This is a genomic window from Streptomyces abikoensis (assembly GCF_014648775.1).
Classification (GTDB): Bacteria; Actinomycetota; Actinomycetes; order Streptomycetales; family Streptomycetaceae; genus Streptomyces; species Streptomyces abikoensis.
In genome coordinates this window covers 1157933-1180485 of sequence record NZ_BMRT01000001.1, presented here as the reverse complement: position 1 = coordinate 1180485, position 22553 = coordinate 1157933, and the positions used below count along the sequence as shown (strand labels likewise).

At 70.9% G+C, this 22553-nt stretch carries 17 protein-coding genes; 11 read left to right on the top strand and 6 right to left on the bottom strand.

The features are described from left to right. Window positions 1-159: 159 nt before the first annotated feature. From mgtA to IE096_RS05070, 11 genes are all read left to right on the top strand, one after another. A complete protein-coding gene (gene mgtA, locus IE096_RS05120) occupies window positions 160-2910 on the top strand; it encodes a magnesium-translocating P-type ATPase (protein ID WP_189448741.1) in 2751 nt (916 codons plus the stop codon). 44 nt (window positions 2911-2954) lie between these two features. Further along, window positions 2955-3758, top strand: a complete 804-nt coding sequence (locus IE096_RS05115) for an MgtC/SapB family protein (RefSeq protein ID WP_229819924.1) — start codon at window positions 2955-2957, stop codon at window positions 3756-3758. Between the two features lie 106 nt (window positions 3759-3864). Then, on the top strand, window positions 3865-4506 hold the full coding sequence (locus IE096_RS05110; protein WP_229819923.1) for a phosphoribosylanthranilate isomerase: 642 nt from the start codon (window positions 3865-3867) through the stop codon (window positions 4504-4506). 304 nt (window positions 4507-4810) lie between these two features. After that, window positions 4811-6046, top strand: a complete 1236-nt coding sequence (locus IE096_RS05105) for a diaminopimelate decarboxylase (RefSeq protein WP_189448739.1) — start codon at window positions 4811-4813, stop codon at window positions 6044-6046. 46 nt (window positions 6047-6092) lie between these two features. Beyond that, entirely contained in the window at window positions 6093-6683 is a 591-nt protein-coding gene (gene pdxH / locus IE096_RS05100) for a pyridoxamine 5'-phosphate oxidase (protein ID WP_229819922.1), read from the top strand. A gap of 126 nt (window positions 6684-6809) precedes the next feature. Then, window positions 6810-7574, top strand: coding sequence for a B3/B4 domain-containing protein (locus tag IE096_RS05095; protein WP_189448735.1), 765 nt, complete (start codon window positions 6810-6812; stop codon window positions 7572-7574). After that, on the top strand, window positions 7571-8284 hold the full coding sequence (locus IE096_RS05090; RefSeq protein WP_189448733.1) for a YggS family pyridoxal phosphate-dependent enzyme: 714 nt from the start codon (window positions 7571-7573) through the stop codon (window positions 8282-8284). Before IE096_RS05095 ends, IE096_RS05090 begins: the two co-directional genes overlap by 4 nt. Window positions 8285-8422: 138 nt before the next feature. Further along, window positions 8423-10564 carry an oxidoreductase gene (locus IE096_RS05085; protein ID WP_189448731.1) on the top strand — a complete coding sequence of 714 codons (2142 nt, stop codon included), beginning with the start codon at window positions 8423-8425 and terminating at the stop codon, window positions 10562-10564. Then, window positions 10554-11615 (top strand): anthranilate phosphoribosyltransferase, encoded by a 1062-nt coding sequence (gene trpD, locus IE096_RS05080; protein WP_189448729.1) that lies wholly within the window; start codon window positions 10554-10556, stop codon window positions 11613-11615. Before IE096_RS05085 ends, trpD begins: the two co-directional genes overlap by 11 nt. Before the next feature lie 4 nt (window positions 11616-11619). Then, window positions 11620-12411: an indole-3-glycerol phosphate synthase TrpC gene (gene trpC, locus IE096_RS05075; RefSeq protein ID WP_189448727.1), complete on the top strand. Its 792-nt coding sequence runs from the start codon at window positions 11620-11622 to the stop codon at window positions 12409-12411. A gap of 48 nt (window positions 12412-12459) precedes the next feature. Next, window positions 12460-13074 carry a LysE family translocator gene (locus IE096_RS05070; RefSeq protein ID WP_126916616.1) on the top strand — a complete coding sequence of 205 codons (615 nt, stop codon included), beginning with the start codon at window positions 12460-12462 and terminating at the stop codon, window positions 13072-13074. Window positions 13075-13138: 64 nt separating this feature from the next. On the opposite strand, the gene IE096_RS05065 is transcribed toward IE096_RS05070, so the two are convergent. From IE096_RS05065 to IE096_RS05040, 6 genes are all read right to left on the bottom strand, one after another. Next, window positions 13139-13774 carry a hypothetical protein gene (locus IE096_RS05065; RefSeq protein ID WP_189448726.1) on the bottom strand — a complete coding sequence of 212 codons (636 nt, stop codon included), beginning with the start codon at window positions 13772-13774 and terminating at the stop codon, window positions 13139-13141. A gap of 33 nt (window positions 13775-13807) precedes the next feature. Beyond that, window positions 13808-18166, bottom strand: coding sequence for a polymorphic toxin-type HINT domain-containing protein (locus IE096_RS05060; RefSeq protein WP_189448724.1), 4359 nt, complete (start codon window positions 18164-18166; stop codon window positions 13808-13810). Between the two features lie 193 nt (window positions 18167-18359). Then, window positions 18360-19463: a hypothetical protein gene (locus tag IE096_RS05055; RefSeq protein ID WP_229819921.1), complete on the bottom strand. Its 1104-nt coding sequence runs from the start codon at window positions 19461-19463 to the stop codon at window positions 18360-18362. 123 nt (window positions 19464-19586) lie between these two features. Further along, a complete protein-coding gene (locus IE096_RS05050; RefSeq protein ID WP_189448722.1) occupies window positions 19587-20258 on the bottom strand; it encodes an RICIN domain-containing protein in 672 nt (223 codons plus the stop codon). A 35-nt stretch (window positions 20259-20293) separates the two neighbouring features. Beyond that, a complete protein-coding gene (locus tag IE096_RS05045; protein WP_189448720.1) occupies window positions 20294-20851 on the bottom strand; it encodes an RICIN domain-containing protein in 558 nt (185 codons plus the stop codon). Window positions 20852-20895: 44 nt separating this feature from the next. Further along, entirely contained in the window at window positions 20896-22422 is a 1527-nt protein-coding gene (locus IE096_RS05040) for an AbfB domain-containing protein (RefSeq protein ID WP_229819920.1), read from the bottom strand. Window positions 22423-22553 lie beyond the last annotated feature (131 nt).

The following is a 22553-nucleotide window of genomic DNA, read 5'->3' as shown; positions in this document are numbered from 1 at the left end:
CGGGTGATTTCCGCTGCCCTCCGCGCGTCGGGTCCTCATACCTTCACGTCCACTTTTCCGTGCGACGGCACGTCCCCGCGCCATGCCGCCATTCGGCCATGTCTTCATGCCGCCATGTCGCCACGCGCCATGCCGTCATGCCCGGAGAGAGGTTCCGCCATGACCAACACCACCCTCACCCCCCAGAAGCTCGCCCCGCCGGGCGGCCGTGCCCGCCGGGAGCGGAAGGCCGCCGAGCTCGAGGCCGGGACCCGGGCCGTCGCCGAGCGGCTCGCCCGGTTCAGCGCCCTGCCCGGATCGCAGGTGCTCCAGGACGTCCGCGCCACCCCGCAGGGGCTGCGGCAGGACGAGGCCGGGGAGCGGCTGGAGCGCGACGGCGCCAACGTCGTCGCCCACGATCGCGGCCCCCGCTGGTACGCACAGCTGGCCAGGGCCTTCCGGAACCCGTTCATCCTGATCCTGACCGCCCTCGTCGTGATCATGTACGTCCAGTGGCTGCAGGTCGCCGACGAGGAGCCCTTCGACCCCAAGATCCCCATCCTCGGCGCGATGGTGCTGATCAGCGGCCTGCTGCGGTTCTGGCAGGAGTACCGGTCCTCCGCCGCCGCCACCGCGCTGCGCGCCCTGGTCACCACCACCACGGCCGTCCAGCGCCGGGCCGGCCGGGACGCCGCGCCCGCCACCGTCGAGATCCCCATGGACCGGGTCGTCAAGGGCGACGTCGTCCGGCTCGCCGCCGGCGACCTCGTCCCCGCCGACCTGCGGCTGCTCACGGCCAAGGACCTCATGATCAGCCAGGCCGCGCTCTCCGGCGAGTCGCTGCCCACCCCCAAGGCCGACACGCGTACGCACGACTACGGGCAGTCCACGACCACCGACCCCGTCGAGGCCGACAACCTCGCCCTCATGGGCACCTCCGTCACCTCGGGCACCGCCACCGGCGTGGTCGTGGCGACCGGCTCGGAGACCTACTTCGGCTCGATGGCCGGCTCCCTCGTCGGCGAGCGGCCGGAGACCAGCTTCGACACGGGTGTGAAGAAGGTCAGCTACCTGCTGATCCGCTTCATGCTGGTCATGGTCCCGCTCGTCTTCGCGATCAACGGGTTCACCAAGGGCGACTGGGCCGAGGCCTTCACCTTCGCCGTCGCCGTGGCCGTCGGCCTCACCCCCGAGATGCTGCCGATGGTCGTCACCACCAACCTGGCGCGCGGCGCGGTCACCATGTCCCGCCACAAGGTCGTCGTCAAGCGCCTCAACGCCATCCAGAACCTCGGCGCCATGGACGTCCTCTGCACGGACAAGACCGGCACCCTCACCGAGGACCGCATCGTCCTCGACCGCTACCTCGACGTCCGGGGCGGCGAGGACAGCGAGGTCCTGGAGTACGCCTACCTCAACAGCCACTTCCAGACCGGGCTGCGCAATCTGCTGGACCAGGCCGTCATCGACCGCGTACTCGAAGCCGAGGAGGTTGTCGTCGACGCACGCTTCACGATGGTCGACGAGATCCCCTTCGACTTCGCCCGCCGGCGGATGTCGGTCGTGCTGGCGCGCAACGAGCTCGACGGGTCCGCTGACGAGCACGCGGCTGGTGAACACTGTCTCGTCACCAAGGGCGCCGTCGAGGAAGTCCTCGCCCTCTGCACCCACATCACCGACCGCGGCGCCCGCGTCCCGCTCACCGACGCGCTGCGCCGCGAGGCGACCCTGACCGCCGAGGCCAACAACCGGCTCGGCCTGCGCGTCCTCGCCGTCGCCACCCGCACGATGCCCGCCGAGAGGGAGACGTACACCGTCGCCGACGAGGCCGGGCTCACCCTCATCGGCTTCCTCGCCTTCCTCGACCCGCCGAAGAAGGACGCCGCCCGCGCGCTGCAGGCGCTCGCCGACAACGGCGTCGCCGTCAAGGTCGTCACCGGCGACAACGAGCTCGTCGCCGCCCGGGTCTGCGCGGACGTCGGCATCGACGTCGGCCGCGTCGTCACCGGCGCGGAGGTCGACGGGCTGGACGACGCCGAGCTGCGCGTCCTCGCCGCCGCGACCACGGTCTTCGCCAAGGCGAACCCCGTGCAGAAGGCCCGGATCGTCCGCGCCCTCCAGGCCGAGGGGCACACCGTCGGCTTCCTCGGCGACGGCATCAACGACGCCGCCGCGCTGCGCGACGCCGACGTCGGCATCTCCGTCGACACGGCCGTCGACATCGCCAAGGAGTCCGCCGACATCATCCTGCTGGAGAAGGACCTCATGGTCCTGGAGCGGGGCGTGATCCAGGGCCGGCAGACCTTCGGCAACACCATCAAGTACATCAAGATGACGGCCTCCTCGAACTTCGGGAACGTCTTCTCCGTCCTGGTCGCCTCCGCCTTCATCCCCTTCCAGCCGATGCTGGCCATGCAGCTGCTCGTGCAGAACCTCGCGTACGACATCTCGCAGCTGGCCACGCCCTGGGACCGGATGGACAAGGACTACCTGCGCGAGCCGCGCGCCTGGGACGCCCGGGGCATCGGCCGCTTCATGCTCGTCCTCGGGCCGACCAGCTCCGTCTTCGACATCACCACCTACCTGCTGATGTGGCACGTCTTCGGGGCGAACAGCGAGGCCCACCAGGCGCTCTTCCAGTCCGGCTGGTTCGTCGAGGGCCTGCTGACGCAGACCCTGGTCGTCCATATGCTGCGTACCCGGAAGGTTCCCTTCCTGCAGTCGCGGGCCACGGCGCCCGTGCTGGCGATGACCGCGCTGGTCATGGCCTTCGGCATGTGGGTGCCGTTCTCCCCGCTCGCCGGGGTGCTCGGGATGCAGGCGCTGCCCCTGACGTACTTCCCGTGGCTGGCCGGCACCCTGCTCGCCTACTGCCTGCTGACCCAGGGGGTGAAGAGCTGGTACATCCGCCGGTTCAACACCTGGCTGTGAGCGGCCGATAAGAGATCGACACAACGGACTAGGAGGGGCGGATCATGGCCATGGTTCACGAGTGGCAGCTCGCGGCCAACATCGGGGCCGGACTGGGCTTCGGTGCGATCATCGGGCTGGAGCGGCAGTGGCGGGCCAGAATGGCGGGGCTGCGCACCAACGCGCTCGTCGCCGCCGGATCCGCCCTCTTCGTCCTCCTCTCCACCTACGGCTTCAGCAGCGCCACCAGCACCACCGGCTACGACGGCTCGCGCGTCGCCGCGCAGATCGTCTCCGGCATCGGTTTCCTCGGCGCGGGCGTCATCATGCGCGACGGCCTGAGCGTGCGCGGCCTCAACACCGCCGCCACGCTGTGGTGTTCGGCCGCCGTCGGCGCCCTCGCCGGCACCGGGCTGTACGTCATCGCCGCCCTCGGCACGGTCGGGGTCGTGGGGGCCAACACCCTGCTGCGCCCGCTCGCCCGGGGCCTGGACCGGGGGGCCACCGGCGGGGCCGAGGTGGTCACGGACTACCACTTCGAGGTGGTCTGCACCGAGCCCGAGGAGGCGCACGTGCGGACGCTCGTCGTCCAGGCCGTGGCCCGGCCCGGCTTCACCCTGCGCTCGGTGCACAGCCGGGACGCGGAGACGGCCGGGAAGGTGACCGTCGCGGCGGAGCTGAGCACCGAGCGCCGGGACGACAGCCTGCTGGAGGAGGCCGTCAGCAGGCTCTCGCTGGAGCCCGCCGTCTCCGCCGTCAGCTGGACCGTGCTGCAGGGCCCGGACGACGACGACAACGGCGGCGACGACGACTACCCGGCCGGGCGCCGGACCGGGCGCCGGGTGCGGAACCTCTTCACCGGGCGGTGACGTCCGTGGGGGCCGGGGGCAAGGGGGCGTCCGGCCCTGTGCACCGGGCGCCGGGTGCTGTACGTTCGCGGTGGTCCGGCGATGGGAGTGTTGCAGCGTGACTGGCGTGAACGGTTCGAGCGCGTCGGAGGCGTCGCGTGCGCCGCTGTTCGTCAAGATCTGCGGGCTGCGCACGGCCGAGGACGTGGACGCGGCCGTCGAGGCCGGGGCCGACGCGATCGGCTTCGTCTTCGCGCCGGGCGGCCCGCGCACGGTGGACCCCGCCCTCGCCCGCCCGCTCGCCGAGCGGGTGCCCGGGCACGTGCTGACCGTCGGCGTCTTCCGCGGCCAGCCCGTGGCCGAGGTCCGCGAGCTGGCCCGGGCCGCGGGCGTCCGGGCCGTGCAGCTCCACGGCGACGAGGGGCCCGCGCACTACGCGGAGCTGCGGCCCGACGGCTGGACCCTGATCCGCGCCACCTCCTGCCGGGGCGAGTCGCCGGCCCTCGGCGAGCTGGGGGAGGACCTCCTCCTGCTCGACGCCCCGGCCCCCGGCTCCGGCGAGCCGTGGGACTGGTCCGCCGGCAGCTTCACCCCACCGACGGGCCGCTGGATCCTCGCCGGCGGACTGCACCCCGGGAACGTGGCGGACGCCGTTCGCACCACGGGCCCCTGGGGCGTGGACGTCTCCAGTGGCGTGGAGGCCCGGCGCGGAGTGAAGGACCCGCGTCTGATCAGGGAGTTCATCCGGGCCGCCCGCTCGGTGGAATGATTCCGGCCGTCGGCACAGGGCCAACTCCGGCCTGCCCGTGTAGACTTCGAACGCCAGCGCGGTGTGCGAACACCTGTCCTGGAATATTCCCCTGACAACCTTCCATCGGATCGCGGCGCCCTCGACGCGCCGCGCGGTTCCGGCCTGTCCGCGAACCGGAAGCTCACCATCTCCAGCACCAGAGAACCTCGCACCACCTTGCACTTCGCACGTCCGTGTACGGCAAGAGCATCGGTCAGGAACTTCGGTATCACGAGAGTGAGGCGGCCACATGACCGCGAACGACTGTCAGAGCGACTGTAAATTGACCGGTACCTGGCTCGGCGAGGTCGATCTCCGACCGATCGCCGAACAAGTGGGGACACCGGTCTTCCTCTACAGCGAAGCACAGATCGTCAAGAACATAGGACGGATACAGAGCGCCGCGGAGGCGGCCGGTATCGGCTCCCGCGTCGAGCTCTACGTCCCCTTCTTCCCCAACTCCAACCCCCACGTCCTGCGCCCCTTCCAGGACCTGGGCGTGGGCGTCCTGCTCCAGCTCCCCAGCGAGTACCAGCTCCTCACGAAGTTCGGCTTCGACAAGTTCATCGTCTCCCCCGGACACGTCTCCGACGACGAGATCAGCTTCTGGGACCGGGCGGGCTACCCCACCTTCCTCTCCAGCCTGGACGAGGTCTCCCACTCGCTGCGCAATGACGCCCCCTCGATCAGCGTCCGGATCGACAGCCTCGAGTCCGGGAAGCCCGGCATCAAGCTCAGCGAGCTGAAGAACCTGGCGGACCTGCTGGAACGGCACGGGCGCGACCTCGACTGCCTCGAGGTCTACTGCGGCAGCGGCAACTCCCTGGACGACATGGTCGGCATCATCGAGACGATGTTCACCATCTTCCTGACCCACTTCCCCAAGGCCCACTCCATCAACTTCGCGGGCGGCCACGGCTTCGTCTACGAGAAGTGGGACGAGACGGAGAAGCACTTCGACTGGGGCCAGTACTTCAAGGCGCTGCGGGCGAGCGCCGACCGGATGGGCATCCCCGAGCATGTGAAGTTCCTCTTCGAACCGGCCCGGGACGTGCTGGCCGACACCGGGGCCCTCCTGCTCAGCGTGGAGCGCAACGTCATCACCAACTCCGTCGGCAGCCTCGTCGTCACCGACGGCTCCCGGATGCTGATGCCCTCCGCCCAGCTCCGCGACCGGCGCCACAACGTGCTCTTCCTCGACGCGGACATGAAGGAGATCCCCGCCGGGAACGCCACCAGCGGGGTGAACGCGGCGCTGCGCGGCCGCAGCATCCTGCGCCACGACTACATCCTGCCCGGCGAGTACTTCGTGCCCGAGGGCGTCGACGGCCGCAGCCACATGCTGATCCTCGACGTCGGCGCCTACTGCGCCACGCAGCACATGGAATTCCTCAACATCCCGCCGGCGGCGGAAGTCCTCGTGGACACCGCCGGAACGCCGCACCTGATCACCGCCCGCGGTGGCGACCTCGACAAATGGCGCCACCTGCTCGACGAGAAGCAGGCAGTGAAGCTCTAGCGCGCGCGTTCCCGCGAGGCGAGGAATGAACCGAGGAGTGAATTCCGTGCACGATGTGAACGCCCCCATCGAACTGTTCCGCGAATGGTTCCGGGACGCCGAAGCCGCCGAAGTGAACGACCCCAACGCCATGTCGATCGCCACCACCGACGCCGACGGACTGCCCGACGTCCGCATCGTGCTGCTCAAGGGGTTCGACGCCGACGGGTTCGTCTTCTACACCAACAGCCGGTCGCAGAAGGGCCGGGAGCTCGCCGGCAACATGCGGGCCGCCGGCGCCCTCCACTGGAAGTCCCTGCGCCGCCAGGTGCGCTTCCGGGGTCCCGTCGAGCAGGTCACCGACGCCGAGGCCGACGCCTACTTCGCGTCCCGCGCCCGGGACAGCCGCATCGGCGCCTGGGCCAGCCTCCAGTCCCAGCCGCTGGCCGACCGCGCCGAGCTCGAGGCCGCCGTGGCCCGCGAGAGCGCCCGCTTCGGCGACGGCGAGGTACCGCGCCCGCCGCACTGGCTCGGCTATCGAGTCCGGCCCGTCTACGTGGAGTTCTGGACCGAAAAACCGTTCCGGCTGCACGACCGGCTGATATTCACGAGGGAGAAGCCGGAGGGCGAGTGGGACCGGAAGCGGTTCTACCCGTAGCGGGCACACCCGTGGGGCGCCGGCCGGCGGCGCCGTCCCCGGACGGCGACCACCGGCGGCGCCGCCCTCCGGCCCCACCGGTCCACCCGTACGGCTCCACCCCGTACAGCGAGCAGGGACAGAACCATGTACTTCACACATGCCGATCCGGTCTGGAACGCCCACCCGCGCCTGCGCGCGGTCACCCTGGCCGTCGACGGCGTCCTCGCGATGACCAGCGGCCACGAGAGCGGCCGGGAGCGCCGGGAGGCGCTCACCGCCCGCGTCGAGGAGCGGCTGGCCGCGGCGAGCGAGTCCGCGATGCCGGAGATCGCCGCCTGGCGCGAGGCCTTCTCCCGGATGGGGCTCAAGCCCACCCAGTACCGGTGCGCCTCGGAGGCGCTGCTCCGGCGCTACCGCAAGGAGCGGAACCTGCCGGGCTTCCACCCGCTGGTCGACTACCTCAACGTCGTCTCCATGGCCTTCGCCATCCCCATCGCGGTCTTCGACTGCGACAAGGTCACGGACGGCATCACGGTCCGCCACGCCGACGGCTCGGAGGTCCACCGGACCTTCCAGGGCGAGACCGAGCACCCCGCCCCCGAGGAGATCGTCTTCACGGACGCGGCGGGCCACGCCCACTCCCGGCGCTGGACCTTCCGCCAGAGCGCCCTGTCCGTCGTCTCCAAGGAGACGGACCGCGCCCTCATCGTGGCGGAGGCGCTGCACCCCACGGCCGCCGAGGACCTCGCGGCGCTGGAGCGGGAGCTGACGGCGGGGCTGCCGGAGGCCGGGGTGCGGATCGTGGCCGCGCGGCGGATCGACACCACGGATCGCCGGCTGGAGTTCTCGTACGCGCGAGGGGATTCCGGGCGAGGGGATTCCGTGCGAGGAGATGAGGAGACAGCATGAATCCGAACCCCGACCCCACCACCGGACTCGAGAACGTACGGCGGGCCGTCGCCGAGGCCTGCGCACGAGCGGGCCGCGAGCCCGGCTCCGTGACGCTCGTCGCCGCGTCCAAGACCGTGCCCGCCGACGTCCTGGAGCGCACGATCGAGGCCGGCCAGCTGGTCTTCGGCGAGAACCGGGTCCAGGAGGCCAAGGCCAAGTGGCCGGAGCTGCGCGGCCGATGTCCGGACCTGGAACTGCACCTGATAGGGCCGCTGCAGAGCAACAAGGCCCGGGAGGCGGTGGCCCTGTTCGACGTCATCCACTCCCTGGACCGGCCGAGCCTGAGCGCGGCGCTGGCGCGCGAGTGCGCCCGGCAGGGGCGCAGGCCCCGGCTGTTCGTCCAGGTCAACACGGGCAAGGAGCCGCAGAAGGCCGGTGTGCTGCCGGACGACGCGGACGCCTTCCTGGCCGACTGCCGGGAGACCCACGGCCTGGACGTCGTGGGGCTGATGTGCATCCCGCCGGCCGGTGAGCCGCCGGAGCCGCACTTCTCGACGCTGGCGAAGATCGCGGCCCGCAACGGTCTGGAGCTGCTCTCGATGGGCATGAGCACGGACTACGCCACGGCCGTCGAGTACGGCGCCACGCATGTGCGCGTGGGCAGCGCGATCTTCGGCTCCAGGCCACCGCTGAATCCTTCCGCCGCGGGCCGGTCCGTCACGGCCTGACGCGCATGCGGGCGGCCCGGTCGAGTCCTGACCGGGCCGCCCGCACCTTGCCTTTTCCGCGTCCCTTCCGCAACCTTTCCGCGCCATTTTCCGCGCCCCTTCCGTCCACGGAACACCGGCACCTGGAGAACCGTCCGCATGGAGAACCGCACACCCCGCCGCCCCGCCCGCTACGACGTCCTCTTCGAACCCGTACGGATCGGCCCGGTCACCGCGAAGAACCGCTTCTACCAAGTACCCCACTGCAACGGCATGGGCCGGGCCTTCCCCAGCTCGATGGCCGCGATGCGCGGCGTCAAGGCCGAGGGGGGCTGGGGCGTCGTCGTCACCGAGCAGTGCGACATCCACCACTCCGGCAACCACCAGCGCGAGATCAGGATCTGGGACGAGAAGGACCTCCCCTACCTCACCCGGGCCACCGACGAGATCCACCGCCACGGCGCCCTCGCCGGCGTCGAACTCGCCCACAACGGCTCCTACGTCGGCAATCTGGAGAGCCGGACCATACCGATCGCCCCGAGCCTGAAGGCCGTCCGGGGCAACCTCCCCATCACCGCCCGGGCCATGGACAAGGACGACATCCGCGCCGCCCGCCGCTGGCACCGCACGGCCGCGCTCAACGCCAAGCGCGCGGGCTTCGACATCGTCTACATCTACGCGGGCCACGACATGACGCTGCCCGTCCACTTCCTCTCCCGGCGCCACAACCACCGCACCGACGAGTACGGCGGCAGCCTGGAGAACCGCGCCCGGCTGCTGCGCGAGCTCATCGAGGACGCCAAGGAGGCCGTCGGCGACACCTGCGCCGTCGCCGTCCGCTTCGGCGTCGACGAGCTGATGGGACCGCGCGGCATCGGCTCCGAGGACGAGGGCCGTGACGTCGTCGAGATGCTCGCCGAGCTCCCCGACCTCTGGGACGTCAACCTCAGCAACTTCGACAACGACGGCCAGACGTCCCGGTTCAGCGACGAGGGCTTCCAGGCGGAGTACGTCAAGTTCGTCAAGAGCGTCACCAGCAAACCGGTCGTCGGCGTCGGCCGGTTCACCTCGCCCGACACCATGGTCTCCATGATCAGGGGCGGCACCCTCGACCTCATCGGCGCGGCCCGCCCCTCCATCGCCGACCCCTTCCTGCCGAGGAAGATCGAGGAAGGCCGCTTCGACGACCTCCGCGAATGCATCGGCTGCAACATCTGCGTCGCCGGCGACAAGGCGAGTGTGCCGATGCGCTGCACCCAGAACCCCACCATGGGCGAGGAGTGGCGGCGCGGCTGGCACCCCGAGTACATCCCGCCGAAGGACACGGACGACACCGTCCTCGTCGTCGGTGCCGGCCCCGCCGGCCTGGAGGCCGCCCGGGCCCTGGGCCAGCGCGGCTACGACGTGCTCCTCGCCGACCGCCGCCGCGAACTCGGCGGCCGCGTCACCCTGGAGAGCCGGCTGCCGGGGCTGGGGGAGTGGGCGCGGGTGCGCGACTGGCGGCTCACCCAGCTGCGCCGCATGCCCAACGTCCAGCTCCTGCCGGACAACGAGATCACCGCGGAGATGGCCCTGGAGGCCGAGTGCTCGCTCGTCGCCGTCGCTACTGGCGCCGAGTGGCGGGCGGACGGCGTGGGCCGCTACCACAGCTTCCCGATGGACGTACCGGCGGAGACCCCCGTCTTCACCCCGGACGACATCATGGCCGGCCGGTTGCCCTCCGGCCGGGTCGTCGTCTTCGACGACGACCACTACTACATGGGCGGGGTGATCGCCGAGCGTCTCGCCGAGCACGGCTGCGAGGTCACGTTCGTCACCCCGGACAGCCTGGTGTCGTCGTTCACACAGTTCACGGCGGAGCAGAAGCGCGTCCAGCGGCGCGTGATGGAGAAGTGCGCGGCCGTGCACACCTCGACGGCGCTCGTCCGGGCCGAGTCCGGCGTGGCCGGGCTGGCCTGCGTGTACACGGGCCGCGAGACGGCGGTGAACGTGGACGCGCTGGTGATGGTCACCGGCATGGTGCCGCGCGACGAGCTGTACACCGGGCTGCGCGCGCTCGGCGAGGACGTCCTGGGCGCGGCGGGCATCCGGCGCGTCGTCCGGCTGGGCGACTGCCTGGGCCCGGGGATCATCGCGGCGGCCGTCCACAGCGGCCACCTCTTCGCCCGCACCCTGGACACCGCGATCACCGATGAGACGCCGTACCGGCGGGAGAACGTCGAGCTCGACTGGGACCAGCCGCTGCCGGTGAGCAGCGGGGGTATGCGGGGACCGCGGGAGGGGCAGGGGCATGGACGCTGACGACGCCCGGTTCGAGGAGTTCAAGGGCCTGGTCCGGAAGGTGGCCACCGGCGCCACCCTCACCCGTGAGGAATCGGCCCGCGCCTTCGAGCTGATGATGGCGGGCCGGGCGACGCCCTCCCAGATGGGCGGGCTGCTGATGGCGATGCGGATGCGCGGCGAGACCGTGGAGGAGATCACCGGCGGGGTGATCGCCATGCGGGCGCGGATGCGCGGGGTGGCGGCGCCGCCGGGGGCGATGGACCTGCTCGGCACGGGCGGCGACTCGTCCGGCTCGTACAACATCTCCACGTGCGCGGCGCTGATCGTCGCCGGGGCCGGGGTGCCGGTGGCCAAGCAGGGCAACCGGGCGCTGTCGTCGCGCAGCGGCGCGGCGGACGTCCTGCGCGCCCTGGGCGTCCGGATCGACCTGCGGCCCGAGGACGTGGCGCGCTGCATCGCGGTGGCCGGCATCGGCTTCATGTTCGCCCCCGACCACCACCCGGCGACGGGACACGTCCACCCCACCCGCGTCGAGCTCGGCACCCGCACCGTCTTCAACCTGATGGGGCCGCTGACCAACCCGGCGGGCGTCCGGCGCCAGATGGTCGGGGTGTTCGCCGAGGAGTGGGTCGAGCCGCTGGCGCGGGTGCTGGGCGAGCTCGGCTCGGAGCGCGCCTTCGTCGTCCACGGCTCGGACGGCCTCGACGAGATCACCACCACCGGGCCCACCACCGTCGCCTCGCTGGAGAACGGCACGGTGCGGGTGTTCCGCGTGAGCCCGGAGGACGTCGGACTGCCGCGTGTTGCCCCGGAGTCGCTCAAGGGCGGCGACGCGCGAGCCAACGCCGAGGCGCTGCGCGGCGTCCTCACGGGGGAGAAGGGGCCGTACCGCGACATCGCGGCGTTCAACGCGGCCGCGGCACTCGTGGTCGGCGGCCGGGCGAAGGACCTGAAGGACGGCATGGAGCTCGCCACGGAGTCGATCGACGGCGGGGAAGCGAACCGCAGGCTGGAACGACTGATCACGGAATCGAACCGCACGGAATCGAACCGAAGCGAAGGGGCTTAATCGGATGCCGGACTTCCTCTCAAGGATCGAAGCGGCCAAGCGTGAGGAAATCGCGGAGGCGAAACGCGACCGCCCCCTCGCATCCCTCGAACGCGAGGCGGCGGCCGCCCCGGCCCCACGCGGTTTCCTGACGGCCGTCGAACACCGCGTGGCCCGGGGCGAGTACGCCCTGCTCGCCGAGATCAAGAAGGCGAGCCCGTCCAAGGGCCTCATCCGCGCCGACTTCGACCCGCCGCTCATCGCCCGCGCCTATGAGGCGGGCGGTGCGGCCTGTCTGTCGGTCCTCACCGACACGCCGTCCTTCCAGGGCGGCCCGGAGCACCTGAAGACGGCCCGCGAGGCAACGGAACTCCCGGCGTTGCGCAAGGACTTCCTGTACGACCCGTACCAGGTCGTCCAGGCGCGGGCCTGGGGCGCCGACGCGATCCTGATCATCATGGCGGCGGTCGACGACGCGGAGGCGAAGGACCTGGAGGACGCGGCGTTCGACCTCGGCATGGACGTCCTGGTCGAGGTGCACGACGAGGCGGAGCTGGAACGAGCCACCCGGCTGCGCTCCCGCCTCCTCGGCATCAACAACCGCGACCACCACACCTTCGAGACGACGCTCGCGACGAGCGAACGGCTGGCGCCCAAGGTGCCCGAGGACCGGGTGATCGTGGGGGAGAGCGGTCTGTCCACCCCGGCCGACCTGGCCCGACTCGCTCAAGTGGGCATCTCCGCCTACCTGGTGGGCGAGAGCCTGATGCGCACTCCGGACATCGAGGCGGCGACGCGGGCCCTCCTGACCCGGTAGAAACGTATCGTCACTCGCCACAGAACAGCAGCAAGAGGAGTATGTCCCGTGGGCATCGAATTCCTGGTCACCTCCTTAATCGTGACCGCCTCACCCGGTACCGGCGTGCTCTACACGCTGGCCACCGGCCTCTCGCGCGGCTTCCGCCCGAGCATCGTCGCCGCGTTCGGATGCACCCTGGGCATCGTCCCCCACATGGCGGCCACCATCATGGGCCTGGCCGCCCTTATGCACACCAGCGCCCTGGCCTTCCAGACCTTCAAGTTCCTGGGCGTCGCCTACCTCCTCTACGTCGCCTGGAACACCTGGCGCGACCGCGGCACGCTCAGCGTGGAGGAGCAGGCGGGCGAGCCGCCGTCCCCGGTGCGGGTGATCTGGACGGGCATCCTGCTCAACATCCTCAACCCCAAGCTGACCATCTTCTTCCTGGCCTTCCTCCCGCAGTTCGTCAGCGCGAACGAGGCCCACCCGGTGCCGCGCATGATCGAGCTGAGCGCGGTCTTCATGCTGATGACCTTCGTCATCTTCATCGGCTACGGGCTGCTCGCGGCCTCGGTCCGCGACCACGTCATATCCCGGCCGCAGGTCATGACGTGGATGCGACGCACGTTCGCGGGGGCGTTCGTGGCACTGGGCGCGAAGCTGGCGTTCACGAACATCTGAGGACGAACGAAAACACCGATGCCCCGCCGGAGGAATCCGGCGGGGCATCGGCTGTTCCTGCGGGTCAGACCTCCCGGAGAAACGCGATTGTTTCGAGTACGAACTCTCCGTATCCGAAGGAATGATTGAGCGCTTCGAAAGAGGACCAGGCATCCGACGGCACGGGGCTGTCGTATGCCGCGTAGGCACGCAAGAGGAACCGGAAGGCGAGTGCGGCACTCACTTCCCTCGCGCAACGCCCGACGGCCGCGATCACGGTCCGAACGGACAAGGGCTCGAGCGGGAGCTCCGCCCTGGGCGCCAGTCTCTCGGCGAGCGCTACGACCGCGGACCGCGCGGATTCAGGCGCCGTTCCCGTCGTCGGGAACTCGGCAGCCGACCGCTGTACATACGGCCGCAGCTCATGGTCGATGTCCATCAGCCATGCCCGGCCCCGTGGGGGCTCCACCTCGTTCACCGGAAAGTACGGGTAGAACATCGCCGACACTCTCCACAACGCATGGATTTCGTCGTCCGAGAGCGGCGAGGCCAGCAGCAGGTGTACATCCTCCCGCAGAAGCCGTAGTTCCTCGAGACCGGCCTCGTCGCTTCCGACGAGACCGGCCCACTGGCGTACCACATCCTGAGGGTTCGGCCCGTCGTACCGCCAGTCCATGTGGAACTTTTCCCCCAGTGCTGTCAACCCGAAGTCAAATTCCACTGACGGTTCCTTTCTCGTGCTCATCCGCTCTTGCTACACCGGGTAGGCAGTGTAGATGTAGTAGCCGCCGGGGACGGGCTTACCGTCCGGTGACTTACCCTTCTCGACCTTCTTGATGAGCACCTGCACCCGGCTGCCGGCCGGCGTTGAGATCGTCTTTGTCGGATCATTGGGGTCCTTCTTGATGACGGTACCCAATGAATCTCCACCGTAATTCTTGACGGGTAGCGCCTTGACTTCCCCGTCACGCATCTTTCGGAGGTTGTTCTGCAGGAACTTCGAGTTCTGCTTGACGACGTCAATGATTGCATCCTGAGCCGTCTTCTCGTCCACCCACGTGGTGACGACGCCGTCCTTTTCGAGCTTCGCCGCTATCCGCTCCGGGGTGGGGTTGATGTGATCCTTGTAGGTGTGTGCCTGATCGGGGAAACGGCGCTCGGCGGACGCGATGTCGGTGCAGTTGTGGACCAGGGCGTCGGTCGCTCCGACACCCACGTAGTAGGTGTGGAACTCCCCGACGGTCAGGTCATGGGTGCGCTGGCGCTTGTGGTAGTTGACGACGCCGGTCACCGCGAGGGCCGAGCCGGCGGGGGTGCGCAGCTTGTTGCCGACGCGCACCTCGCCCGCGTCCACCCACTCCTTGCGGTCCATCAGCCAGAAGGGGTGGTTGGCGGTCGCCGTGATGGTGGCGGACCCCTGCGCCGTGGTGACGGTGAGCCGCGTGAACTCCTTGTCGTCCTCGGTGGTGAAGAAGTTCGTCACCGGCCGTGCGTCGGTCTGCCCGTTCTCCGGGTCCGTGGCGACCACCCGATCGCCGACGCGGACGTCCTCGATGGGGCGATGCGTTCCATCGGCGAGCAGGACTCGAGTGCCGGGTAGGAAGCTGTGCTTCCTGGGGCAGTCGAGCTTCTTGTAGACCTTTTCGAGGATGTCATCGGCCTTCTTGACCAGCTTCTTCGCAGCAGCGGACTCCTCGATCATCTTGCCGATGCCGGCGAGGCGCTTGATGGCCTTGGCGATCTCCGGGAACTTCTCGATCGCCCGGAGGGCCTTGCCCCAGGGGAGGTTGTTCACCAGGGTCCAGAAGCACGCCTCGACGTTGCCCTCGCCGAAGCACTTCTTGATGTTGTCGACGTCGAAGTACTCCTTGAGCAGCTCACCGCCGATTTCCATCAGGAAGTCCTCGAAGCCCTTCTCCGAGAGCCCCAGGGCCTTCTCGTACTCCTCGCGAGTGATGCCCTCCTTCTCGAGCTCCTCCATCTCGTCGTCGGTCAGGTCGGTTCCACCGGCCTTGTCGGCGTTGACGGCCTCCTCGCGGGCCTTGCGCTCACGCTCCTTCTGCTCGGCCTCGGCCTTCTTGGCGACCTCGTCCGCTTCCTTGGCGTAGTTGAGGGCGTTGTCGGCCGCTTCCTTCGCCGACGCGGCGTGCTTTTCGGCGGATTCGGCGAGCTTGTTCGCGGCCTCGGCGTCCTCCTTCGCCTTGGTGGCCGCGGCCTGGGCGGTGGCGGCTTCGCTTTCGGCGAGGCTGGCGGCGCTGTTGGCGGCCGCGGCGTGCTGGTCGGCCTCGGCCGCGGCACCGCGGGCGCGGGCCGCTTCGGCCTCCGCGGCGTTGGCGGCCTGGCGGGCCGCTGCCGCGTCGGCGTACGCCCGGTTGGCGGCCTCGCGGGCCGCCTTGGCGTCGGCCTGGGCCTGGGCGTCGGCCTGGTTGGCGCGGGCCGCGGCGGCCCGGGCCTTGGCGCCGTCGGCGGCCGCTTCGGCGGCGGACTTCATGGCGGCTGCCATGGAGCGCGTCGCGTTGGCGGAGGAGCGGGCGGCGTCGGCGGCGGCCTTGAAGGCCGGCGCCACCTGGGCGTTGGCCCGCTTGGCGGCGGCCTCGGCGGCCTCGGCCGCCTTGACGGCCTCATCGGCCTTGGCCTGGGCGGAGGCGACCTGCTCCGCGCCCATCTCCTGGGCGGCGGTGGCGACCTGGGCGGCGAAGTCGGCGTCGACGTCCTTGCCGGCGAACGGCGCGGTCAGCTCGATCGCGGTGTTCGCCGGGTCGGCGATGCCCGCCGCGCTGGCCTTGGCGGCCGTGGACGCCTGAACGGCGATGCCCGCCTGGAGACGGGCCATCGCCGCCTCACGGGTGGCGGCCTCGGCCTCGTCCTTGGTGCGGTTCGCGGCCTGCAGCGCGTTGTTCGCCTCGATCGCCGCGAGGCCGGCCAGACGGGCGGCCTCGTGGGCGGCGACGCCGGCACGGGCCTCCTGCGCGGTGGCCTCGGCGGCTTGGGCGTTCGCGCGCTGGGCGGCGGCGTGGGTGGCGGCGGCCTCGGCCTCGGCACGGTTGGCCGCCGCGTTCGCGGCGGCGGCAGCGGCCTCGGCCTTGTTGGCGGCGGCGTTGGCCCGCGCGGCGTGCGCGGTGGCCTCGGCGGCCGCGGCACGCGCACGAGCGGCCGCACCGGCGGCCTCCGTCGCGGCGGAACGCGCCCGGATCGCCGCACCACTGGCCGTGTCGGCGGCACCCTGCGCCTGACCGGCGGCGGCCTCGGCCGTATCGGCATCCGATCGCGCCGCGGCCGCGGCGGCCTTGGCCTCGACGGAGTACGTGGTGCCCTTGGCGGCAGCCGCCATCGACGCGGTGGCCTCGGCCCGGGACTTCTCGGCGTCGGCGTTCCGCCTGGCCTCGTACGACCGGTCCCGGGCCTCGCGGGCCTCGGTCTCCATAGTGCGGGCGTTCGTGTCCGCCGTGGCGGCGATCCCGTCCTGCTTCTCGGCGTCCGCCCGGGCCGCCGCCGCCGTGGCCGCGGCCGCCTGGGCCTCCGCCCGTGCCGCGGACGCCGTACGGGCCTCGGCCTCCGCACGAGCCCGGGCCGCCGCCGCGATGTCGCGCTCGCGCTCCGCGCGCGCACGCGCCGCGGCCGCCAGGTCGCGCTCCCGCTCGGCGATGGCGCGCTGCTCGGCGGCGATCCTCGCCTGGCGCTCGGCCTCCTGGCGGGCCTCGCGGGTCTTCTTGGCGTGCTCCCACGCCTCGGCCTCGGCCTGCTCCGCCGCGATGCGCGCCGTGCGCGCACGGGCGGCGGCATCAGCGGCGATCCTGGCCTGCTTCTCGGCGGCCTCGGCGAGCTTCGCCGCGGTGGCGGCGTGCTGTTCGGCGTTGGCACGCCACTGCTTGGCCTGCTGCTCGTGCAGCTCCGCCTGGTTCTTGGCGTTGAGGCCCTTGGCGTCGGCCTCGGTGGCGTCCACCGCGTGCTGCGCGGTCTCGCTCGCCTTCACCGCCGCGTCGGCGGCGGCGGCCATGCCGGAGGCGACCTCGGACCACTGGGCGCCGTAGGTCAGGCCGGTCTCGACCAGGACGTCGGCCTGGACCTTCGCCTGCGCGGCCGCGACCTGCGCCTGCTTGGCCGCCACACCGGCGTTCTCGACCTGGCGGGCGGCCTCGGCCTTGACGTCGTCGTAGGACGACAGCTTCTTGCCGGCGCGGTCGGCCGACAGCATCCGGTCCGCCTGCCGCGCGGCGGCCGCCGCCTGCGTCATCGCGTTCGAGGCGTTCTTCAGCGCCTTGACCGCATCGCCGTGTGCGGCGATCAGCTTCGTACGCGCCTCGGCCGCGCGCGCCGCCTTCTCGGCGAGTTCGCGCAGCTTCTGCGCGGCTTCCTGCGCCTCCTTCTGGGCCTTTTCGATGGCCGCGCGGGCGTCGGCGTCCTTCTGGGCCGCGATCTGGTAGCCCTTTTCCAGGAATTCCGCGATCTTCGCGTCGTCCTTGGTGTCCAGGGCTGCCTGCGCGGCCTTCTTCACCTCCGGACCACCGGAGGCCGCGAGCATCTCGACCCGCTTGCGGTTCTCCTCGGCCCGCTTCGCCGCGTTCTGCTTGTCCGCCTCGTCACGCTGCTTGGCGATCGCCGCACCGAAGGCCAGGAAGTCGGCCCGGTCCTTCGCGGTCGCCTTCGGTCCCAGGACGCGCTCGACCTCCGCGTTGAAGTACGCGCCGCCCGTCCCGCGGAGTTTCTCGATCTCCGCACGGTTCTTGACGTCCGCGCCGTCCTTCTTCTCCTTCGCGCGCTTGCGGGCCTCGGCCTCGCCGTGCGCCAGGAACTCCCGGATCGCGTTCGGGTCGCTGCTCGCGAGGGCCTTCTTCGCGGCCTCGCGGACTTCCTCTTCCGCGTCGAACTCCGCGAAGTCCTCGACCAGCTGCCGGTCACGATCGGCACTGAGCTTGTCCAGCTCCGTACGCGGCGCGGGAGCCGGCCCGGACGACGGCTTCGGCAATGCCGCCGCCAGCTTGTCCAGCGCCGCCAGCGCCTCCTTCGGCGATACGGACGCGGCCTCGGCACGCGCCCTGGTGGCCGCAGTGGCCTCCCCCGTCGTACCACCCAATATCGCGACGACAACGGCCGTGGAAACGGCCTTTCTCATCACTCCGGCCACGTCACCGCGTAGCCGTCCGGCCCTCGGCCGGAATCTGCCCATCACGGGAAGAACCCCCCATAGGAAAAAAGAAACAGAAAATGCCCCTGAACCCGCGTACGCGGGCAGGGCGAAGCCGCCGAAGCGGTCGGGAAAATCCGGCCGGCGGGTCAGGCCGGCCGGAAGACATGAAAAGAAGAGGTCAGCCCTTGACGCGGTCCTCGCCGCTGCGGGCGATGTCGAACATGCCCTGCCAGAACGTGAGCGACTTGAGCGCGCCCTCCTGGCCCTGGGCCCAGGTGCTCAGGGTGGTCTCGGCCGACCGGCCGATGTTCTTCCAGAGCTCGTCGGAGCTCTCCTGGGCGGCCTTGGCGATGTTCTTCCAGTTCTCCGCCTGCGCCGCGGCCGCCTCCTGCTCGGCCAGCCACGCCTTGCGCGCGGCCTCGGAGTGGTCGGCCACGGCCTTCCAGGCCCGCTCGGCCTCGGCCCGGGCCTTCGCAGCGTCCGCCGACCCCTTCACGGCCCTCTCCGCCGCGTCGGCCTCCTTGACCAGACGCGACAGTGCGGCCTGCCGGACCGTTTCCGCATCCGCGATCCGCGTCCGGAAGGCCTCCGCGTCCAGCGTCGCGCCCGTCATCCAGCCGTAGCCGAAGAACTCCGCGATGTCCGCGTCCGTGGCGCCGGGTCGCACGGCCCACTGCGCCGCGACCCGCACCTGCTCACCCGGGTCGTGCTCGGCGACGGACGACACGAAGCCCCGGTCCTTCGCGGCGACTTCCAGCTTGTGCCGGGTATCGGCCTCCCGGGCCGCCCGGTCGCGCTGCTGCGCCTCCGCGTACCCGGTCTTCACGAACGCCGCCTGGTCGGCGGCCGTACCCTTCAGCGCGCGCTCGGCGGCCGACCGCACCTCGGGAGAGAACTCCACGGTGTGCGTACGCACCACCCGCTCGCAGAAGGCCCTGTTGCGGGACCGGGTGTCCTTCGCCCGCTGTCTGGCGGAGTCGAAGCCGCCGCCGGGCGCCAGCCACTCCGCGATGGCCTCGTCCCCCCGGGTGTTGCGCAGGGCGTTCCACGCCGAGGTCCGTACCTCGGCCGCCGGATGCGTCTTCGCCTGCCCGAGCACGTAGTCACGTGCCTCCTGGGCCGCCGCGGCCTTCGCGAGCGCTGCCTCATCGGTCGGCTGGTCGGCCTCGACGGCCGCCACGACACGCGTGTCCGCCCATGCCGGCGCCACCCCCGCCACGGCGACCCCGCCGGTCAGCATGCCGACCGCCAACGCCTGCGCGACCCACCACTGACGACTCACTCTTCCCCCTCAAGAACGTGTAACTCATTGCAGTCGCCCATACGGAGAGGGACAGCGCCCTGGTCAAGACGCTGTCCCTCCGCGCTGTCTATCCGCCGCACCCGCGCGGCGTGGACCGCGAGGTCACTTGACCGGCTGGATCTTCCACAGCTGGGCGTCGGTCTGGTTGCAGTACCACTGCTGGGCCTTCACGTTGTTCTCCTTGCTGCCCCCGGGGATGTCCAGGCAATAGTCCTGGACGTGCTGGGGACGCAGCTGGAAGAGCTTCTTGTCGTGGTCGACCAGGACGACCTGCCAGCGCTGGTTCCCGCCGCCGTGGCAGTCCCACTGCTGGACGTCGTCGCCGACCTTGGTGCCCCAGTCCTGGATTTCGAGGCACTTGCCGCTGGGCACGGACTGGAACTCGTAGGTGGAGTCCGCGGCGGGGACCATGCGCCACTGCTGGGCGTTGTCGCCGTTGCAGGTCCACTGCTGTGCCTTGGCGCCGTTGTCCTTGGCACCGTTGTTGATTTCCAGGCACTTCTCGCTGGCCGCGAGCTGCAGGGTGACGACCGCCTGGGGCCCTTGCTGCGCGCGTTCGGCGGCCGCTCGTGCGGCCTCGGCCGCCTTGCGGGCCGCTTCTGCCGCGCGCTCCGCGGCCGACTTGGCGGCCGCGTCGCGAGCCGCCTCGGTGGCCCGGCGGGCGGCCTCGGCGGCAGCGGTGGTGCCACCGTCCGCGTACGCGGTGGTCGCGGCGCCGCCCAGCAGGGCGACGCCGGCGCCTACGGCCAGGGCGGCCCGGATGATCCGAGACATGATGGGATCGGTTTCCTCTCGAAAGTTCTGGGTGCTCAGGCGGACTTGGCCGGCTGGAGACGCCACTTCTGGGCGCCGGAGCCGTTGCAGGTCCACAGCTGCGCGATCGCGCCGTCGTCCTTGCTCGCCCCCGAGATGTCCAGGCAGAGGTTCTTGTCCAGAGCATGGGCGGGACGCAGCTCGTACAGCTCGTTGACCACGTCGACCATCACCAGGCGCCAGCGCTCCTGCGGTGCGGCGTCGACGCACCACCACTGCTGGACGACGGTGCCGGGCTTGACGCCGGCGCTCTCCGCGTCGAGGCACTTGCCGCTGTGCTTGGCCCGCAGCTCGAAGGTGGCGGAGCCGGCGGACACCACGTCGAAGAGCTGGTTCTCCGCGCCGTCGACGCAGGTGGACTGGACGGCGTCGACGCCGTTGCGGAAGCTGGCGTTCGGGATGGTGAGGCACTTGCCGCTGTGCTCGAGCTTGAGCTGTACGGCCGAGGGGGCGGCGGCGCGGGGGGCCTCGTCGGCCGAGGCGGGGGTCACACTGCCGGCGAGCGCGGCGACACCGGCGCCGATGGCGAGGGCGACCCGGGTGATCCGAGACATGGGGAATTCCGTTCTTCTCAAGAGTGGACTGCGCGGGGAGCGGGTCAGCGCGCGAGCGGGGAGGAGATCTTCCACGTCGCGTCCTGAGCGAAGTCCTCCGCGGACTCCCAGCTGTGGTTGCCGCTCTTGTCGGCCGCCCACAGATCGCCCTGGAACTGCCGCAGCCAGCGGCCCGGCCGGCTCGCCGACTCGAAGGACGTCCCGGAACCGGTCAGGCCCTTCTTGGCGCACCAGGTGGCGTCCTTGCGGAACTCCGCGCTGTTGTCGCTGGCGGCCAGCCGCACCCGGAAGTCCTTCTCGATCAGGTAGTGGCCGGGCTTGCGGGCGGACTCGAAGGAGTAGCACCCGGCCTCGTTGGCCAGCGCCGGCACGACGACCCAGGTGGCGTCCTCACGGTCGGCCTGCTTGTCCTTGGCGTCGAGGGGGGCGATGAAGCCCTCGCCCGCGTCCACGTTGGACTGGCGGATGTACCAGCCGGTCAGCTTCGCGTTGGCGGGCTGGAAGGACTGCCGCTTCGCCCGGTACTGGCTCTCCTCCTTGAGGAACGCGGCGACCGCCTCGTCGGTCCCGGCCAGCGCCTTCTTCGCCGCGGCGACCAGGTTCGGGTTCACCCCGGTCTTCTCGGCCGATGCCTGGATCTGGAGCGCGAGCTTCCGGTTGGCGTCGGCGATCTTCTTGCGCAGGGCCTCGGCGTCGCGCTTGTACGCCTGCTCGGCGCCGGTGTGGATGAACTCCTTCCAGTCCGCCGCGCTGGAGCTCAGTACGGCCTTCTGGGCCGCGGCGTAGAGCTCGGTCTTCCGCGCGTCGGCGGGAACGCCGCGCAGCAGCTCGCGGATGAAGTTGTCGTCGCTCAGCGCCAGCAGCGTGTCGGAGGCCGTGACGCCGAACAGCGCGGCGGCGTTCTTGCGGGCTGCCAGCTCCTTGCGGCGCTCGGCCTCCTCGCGGTTCTTCTGCTCGAGCTCCTTGAGCTCGTTGGCCACGTCGAGCTTGTGGGCCTCGCGGGCGCCGTTCTTGATGAACTCCTCCCAGGCCTTGGGGTCGGCGTCGGCCAGCGCCTTCGCGGCCGCCTTGCGGACCTCCGGCCCGGCGGCCTCGTGCTTCATCACGGCGCGGATGAAGTTCTCGTCGCTGAGGCCCAGCAGGTCGGGGCTGCTCGGGATGCCGACCGTGATCAGGGCCTGGGACTTGGCGTCGCGGGCCGCGCGCTCGGCGTCGGCCTTGGCCTTCTCCCGCTGCTTGTCGAGCTCGTATGCCTCGTGGATGCCGGTGGTGATGAACCGCACGTGGTCCTCGGCGGATCCACTGACCATGGCGCCCTCGGCGGCCAGGCGCACGTTCTCCAGCCGCTCGCCGCCGTCCCGTGCCTTCTGCCACAGCGCGTGGACGAAGTCGCGGTCGCTGAGGAGCAGGACGTCCGGGCTCGGGTCCAGGTGGACCACGGCCGCGGCGTCGACGCGCTGCGTGTCGGTGGTCCCGATCCCGGCAGCCGCGGCCACCGCCCCCGTGGGCGCCGCGACGGCGAGACCCGGCGCGGCCACGCCGGCGACAGCGGCCAGCGCGGTCGTGGTCACGATCCCACGCATAAGGATCTTTCGCGTGCGCGCAGAGTTGGTCTGACTCTTGTGCATGTTGTGTTGTACCCCCAGTAGCGCCTCGTTCGAGTGACCCGACGAACGGGTGAACGAGGGCGTTGTCTGGGCGC

Bases quoted from the DNA above. Each gene is read 5' to 3' on its own strand.
- trpC (WP_189448727.1), top strand. From the start codon at position 11,620: ATGCCGGACTTCCTCTCAAGGATCGAAGCGGCCAAGCGTGAGGAAATC.
- trpD (WP_189448729.1), top strand. From the start codon at position 10,554: ATGGACGCTGACGACGCCCGGTTCGAGGAGTTCAAGGGCCTGGTCCGG.
- IE096_RS05060 (WP_189448724.1), bottom strand. From the start codon at position 18,166: ATGAGAAAGGCCGTTTCCACGGCCGTTGTCGTCGCGATATTGGGTGGT.
- mgtA (WP_189448741.1), top strand. From the start codon at position 160: ATGACCAACACCACCCTCACCCCCCAGAAGCTCGCCCCGCCGGGCGGC.
- IE096_RS05095 (WP_189448735.1), top strand. From the start codon at position 6,810: ATGTACTTCACACATGCCGATCCGGTCTGGAACGCCCACCCGCGCCTG.
- IE096_RS05050 (WP_189448722.1), bottom strand. From the start codon at position 20,258: ATGTCTCGGATCATCCGGGCCGCCCTGGCCGTAGGCGCCGGCGTCGCC.
- IE096_RS05045 (WP_189448720.1), bottom strand. From the start codon at position 20,851: ATGTCTCGGATCACCCGGGTCGCCCTCGCCATCGGCGCCGGTGTCGCC.
- IE096_RS05115 (WP_229819924.1), top strand. From the start codon at position 2,955: ATGGCCATGGTTCACGAGTGGCAGCTCGCGGCCAACATCGGGGCCGGA.
- IE096_RS05085 (WP_189448731.1), top strand. From the start codon at position 8,423: ATGGAGAACCGCACACCCCGCCGCCCCGCCCGCTACGACGTCCTCTTC.
- IE096_RS05090 (WP_189448733.1), top strand. From the start codon at position 7,571: ATGAATCCGAACCCCGACCCCACCACCGGACTCGAGAACGTACGGCGG.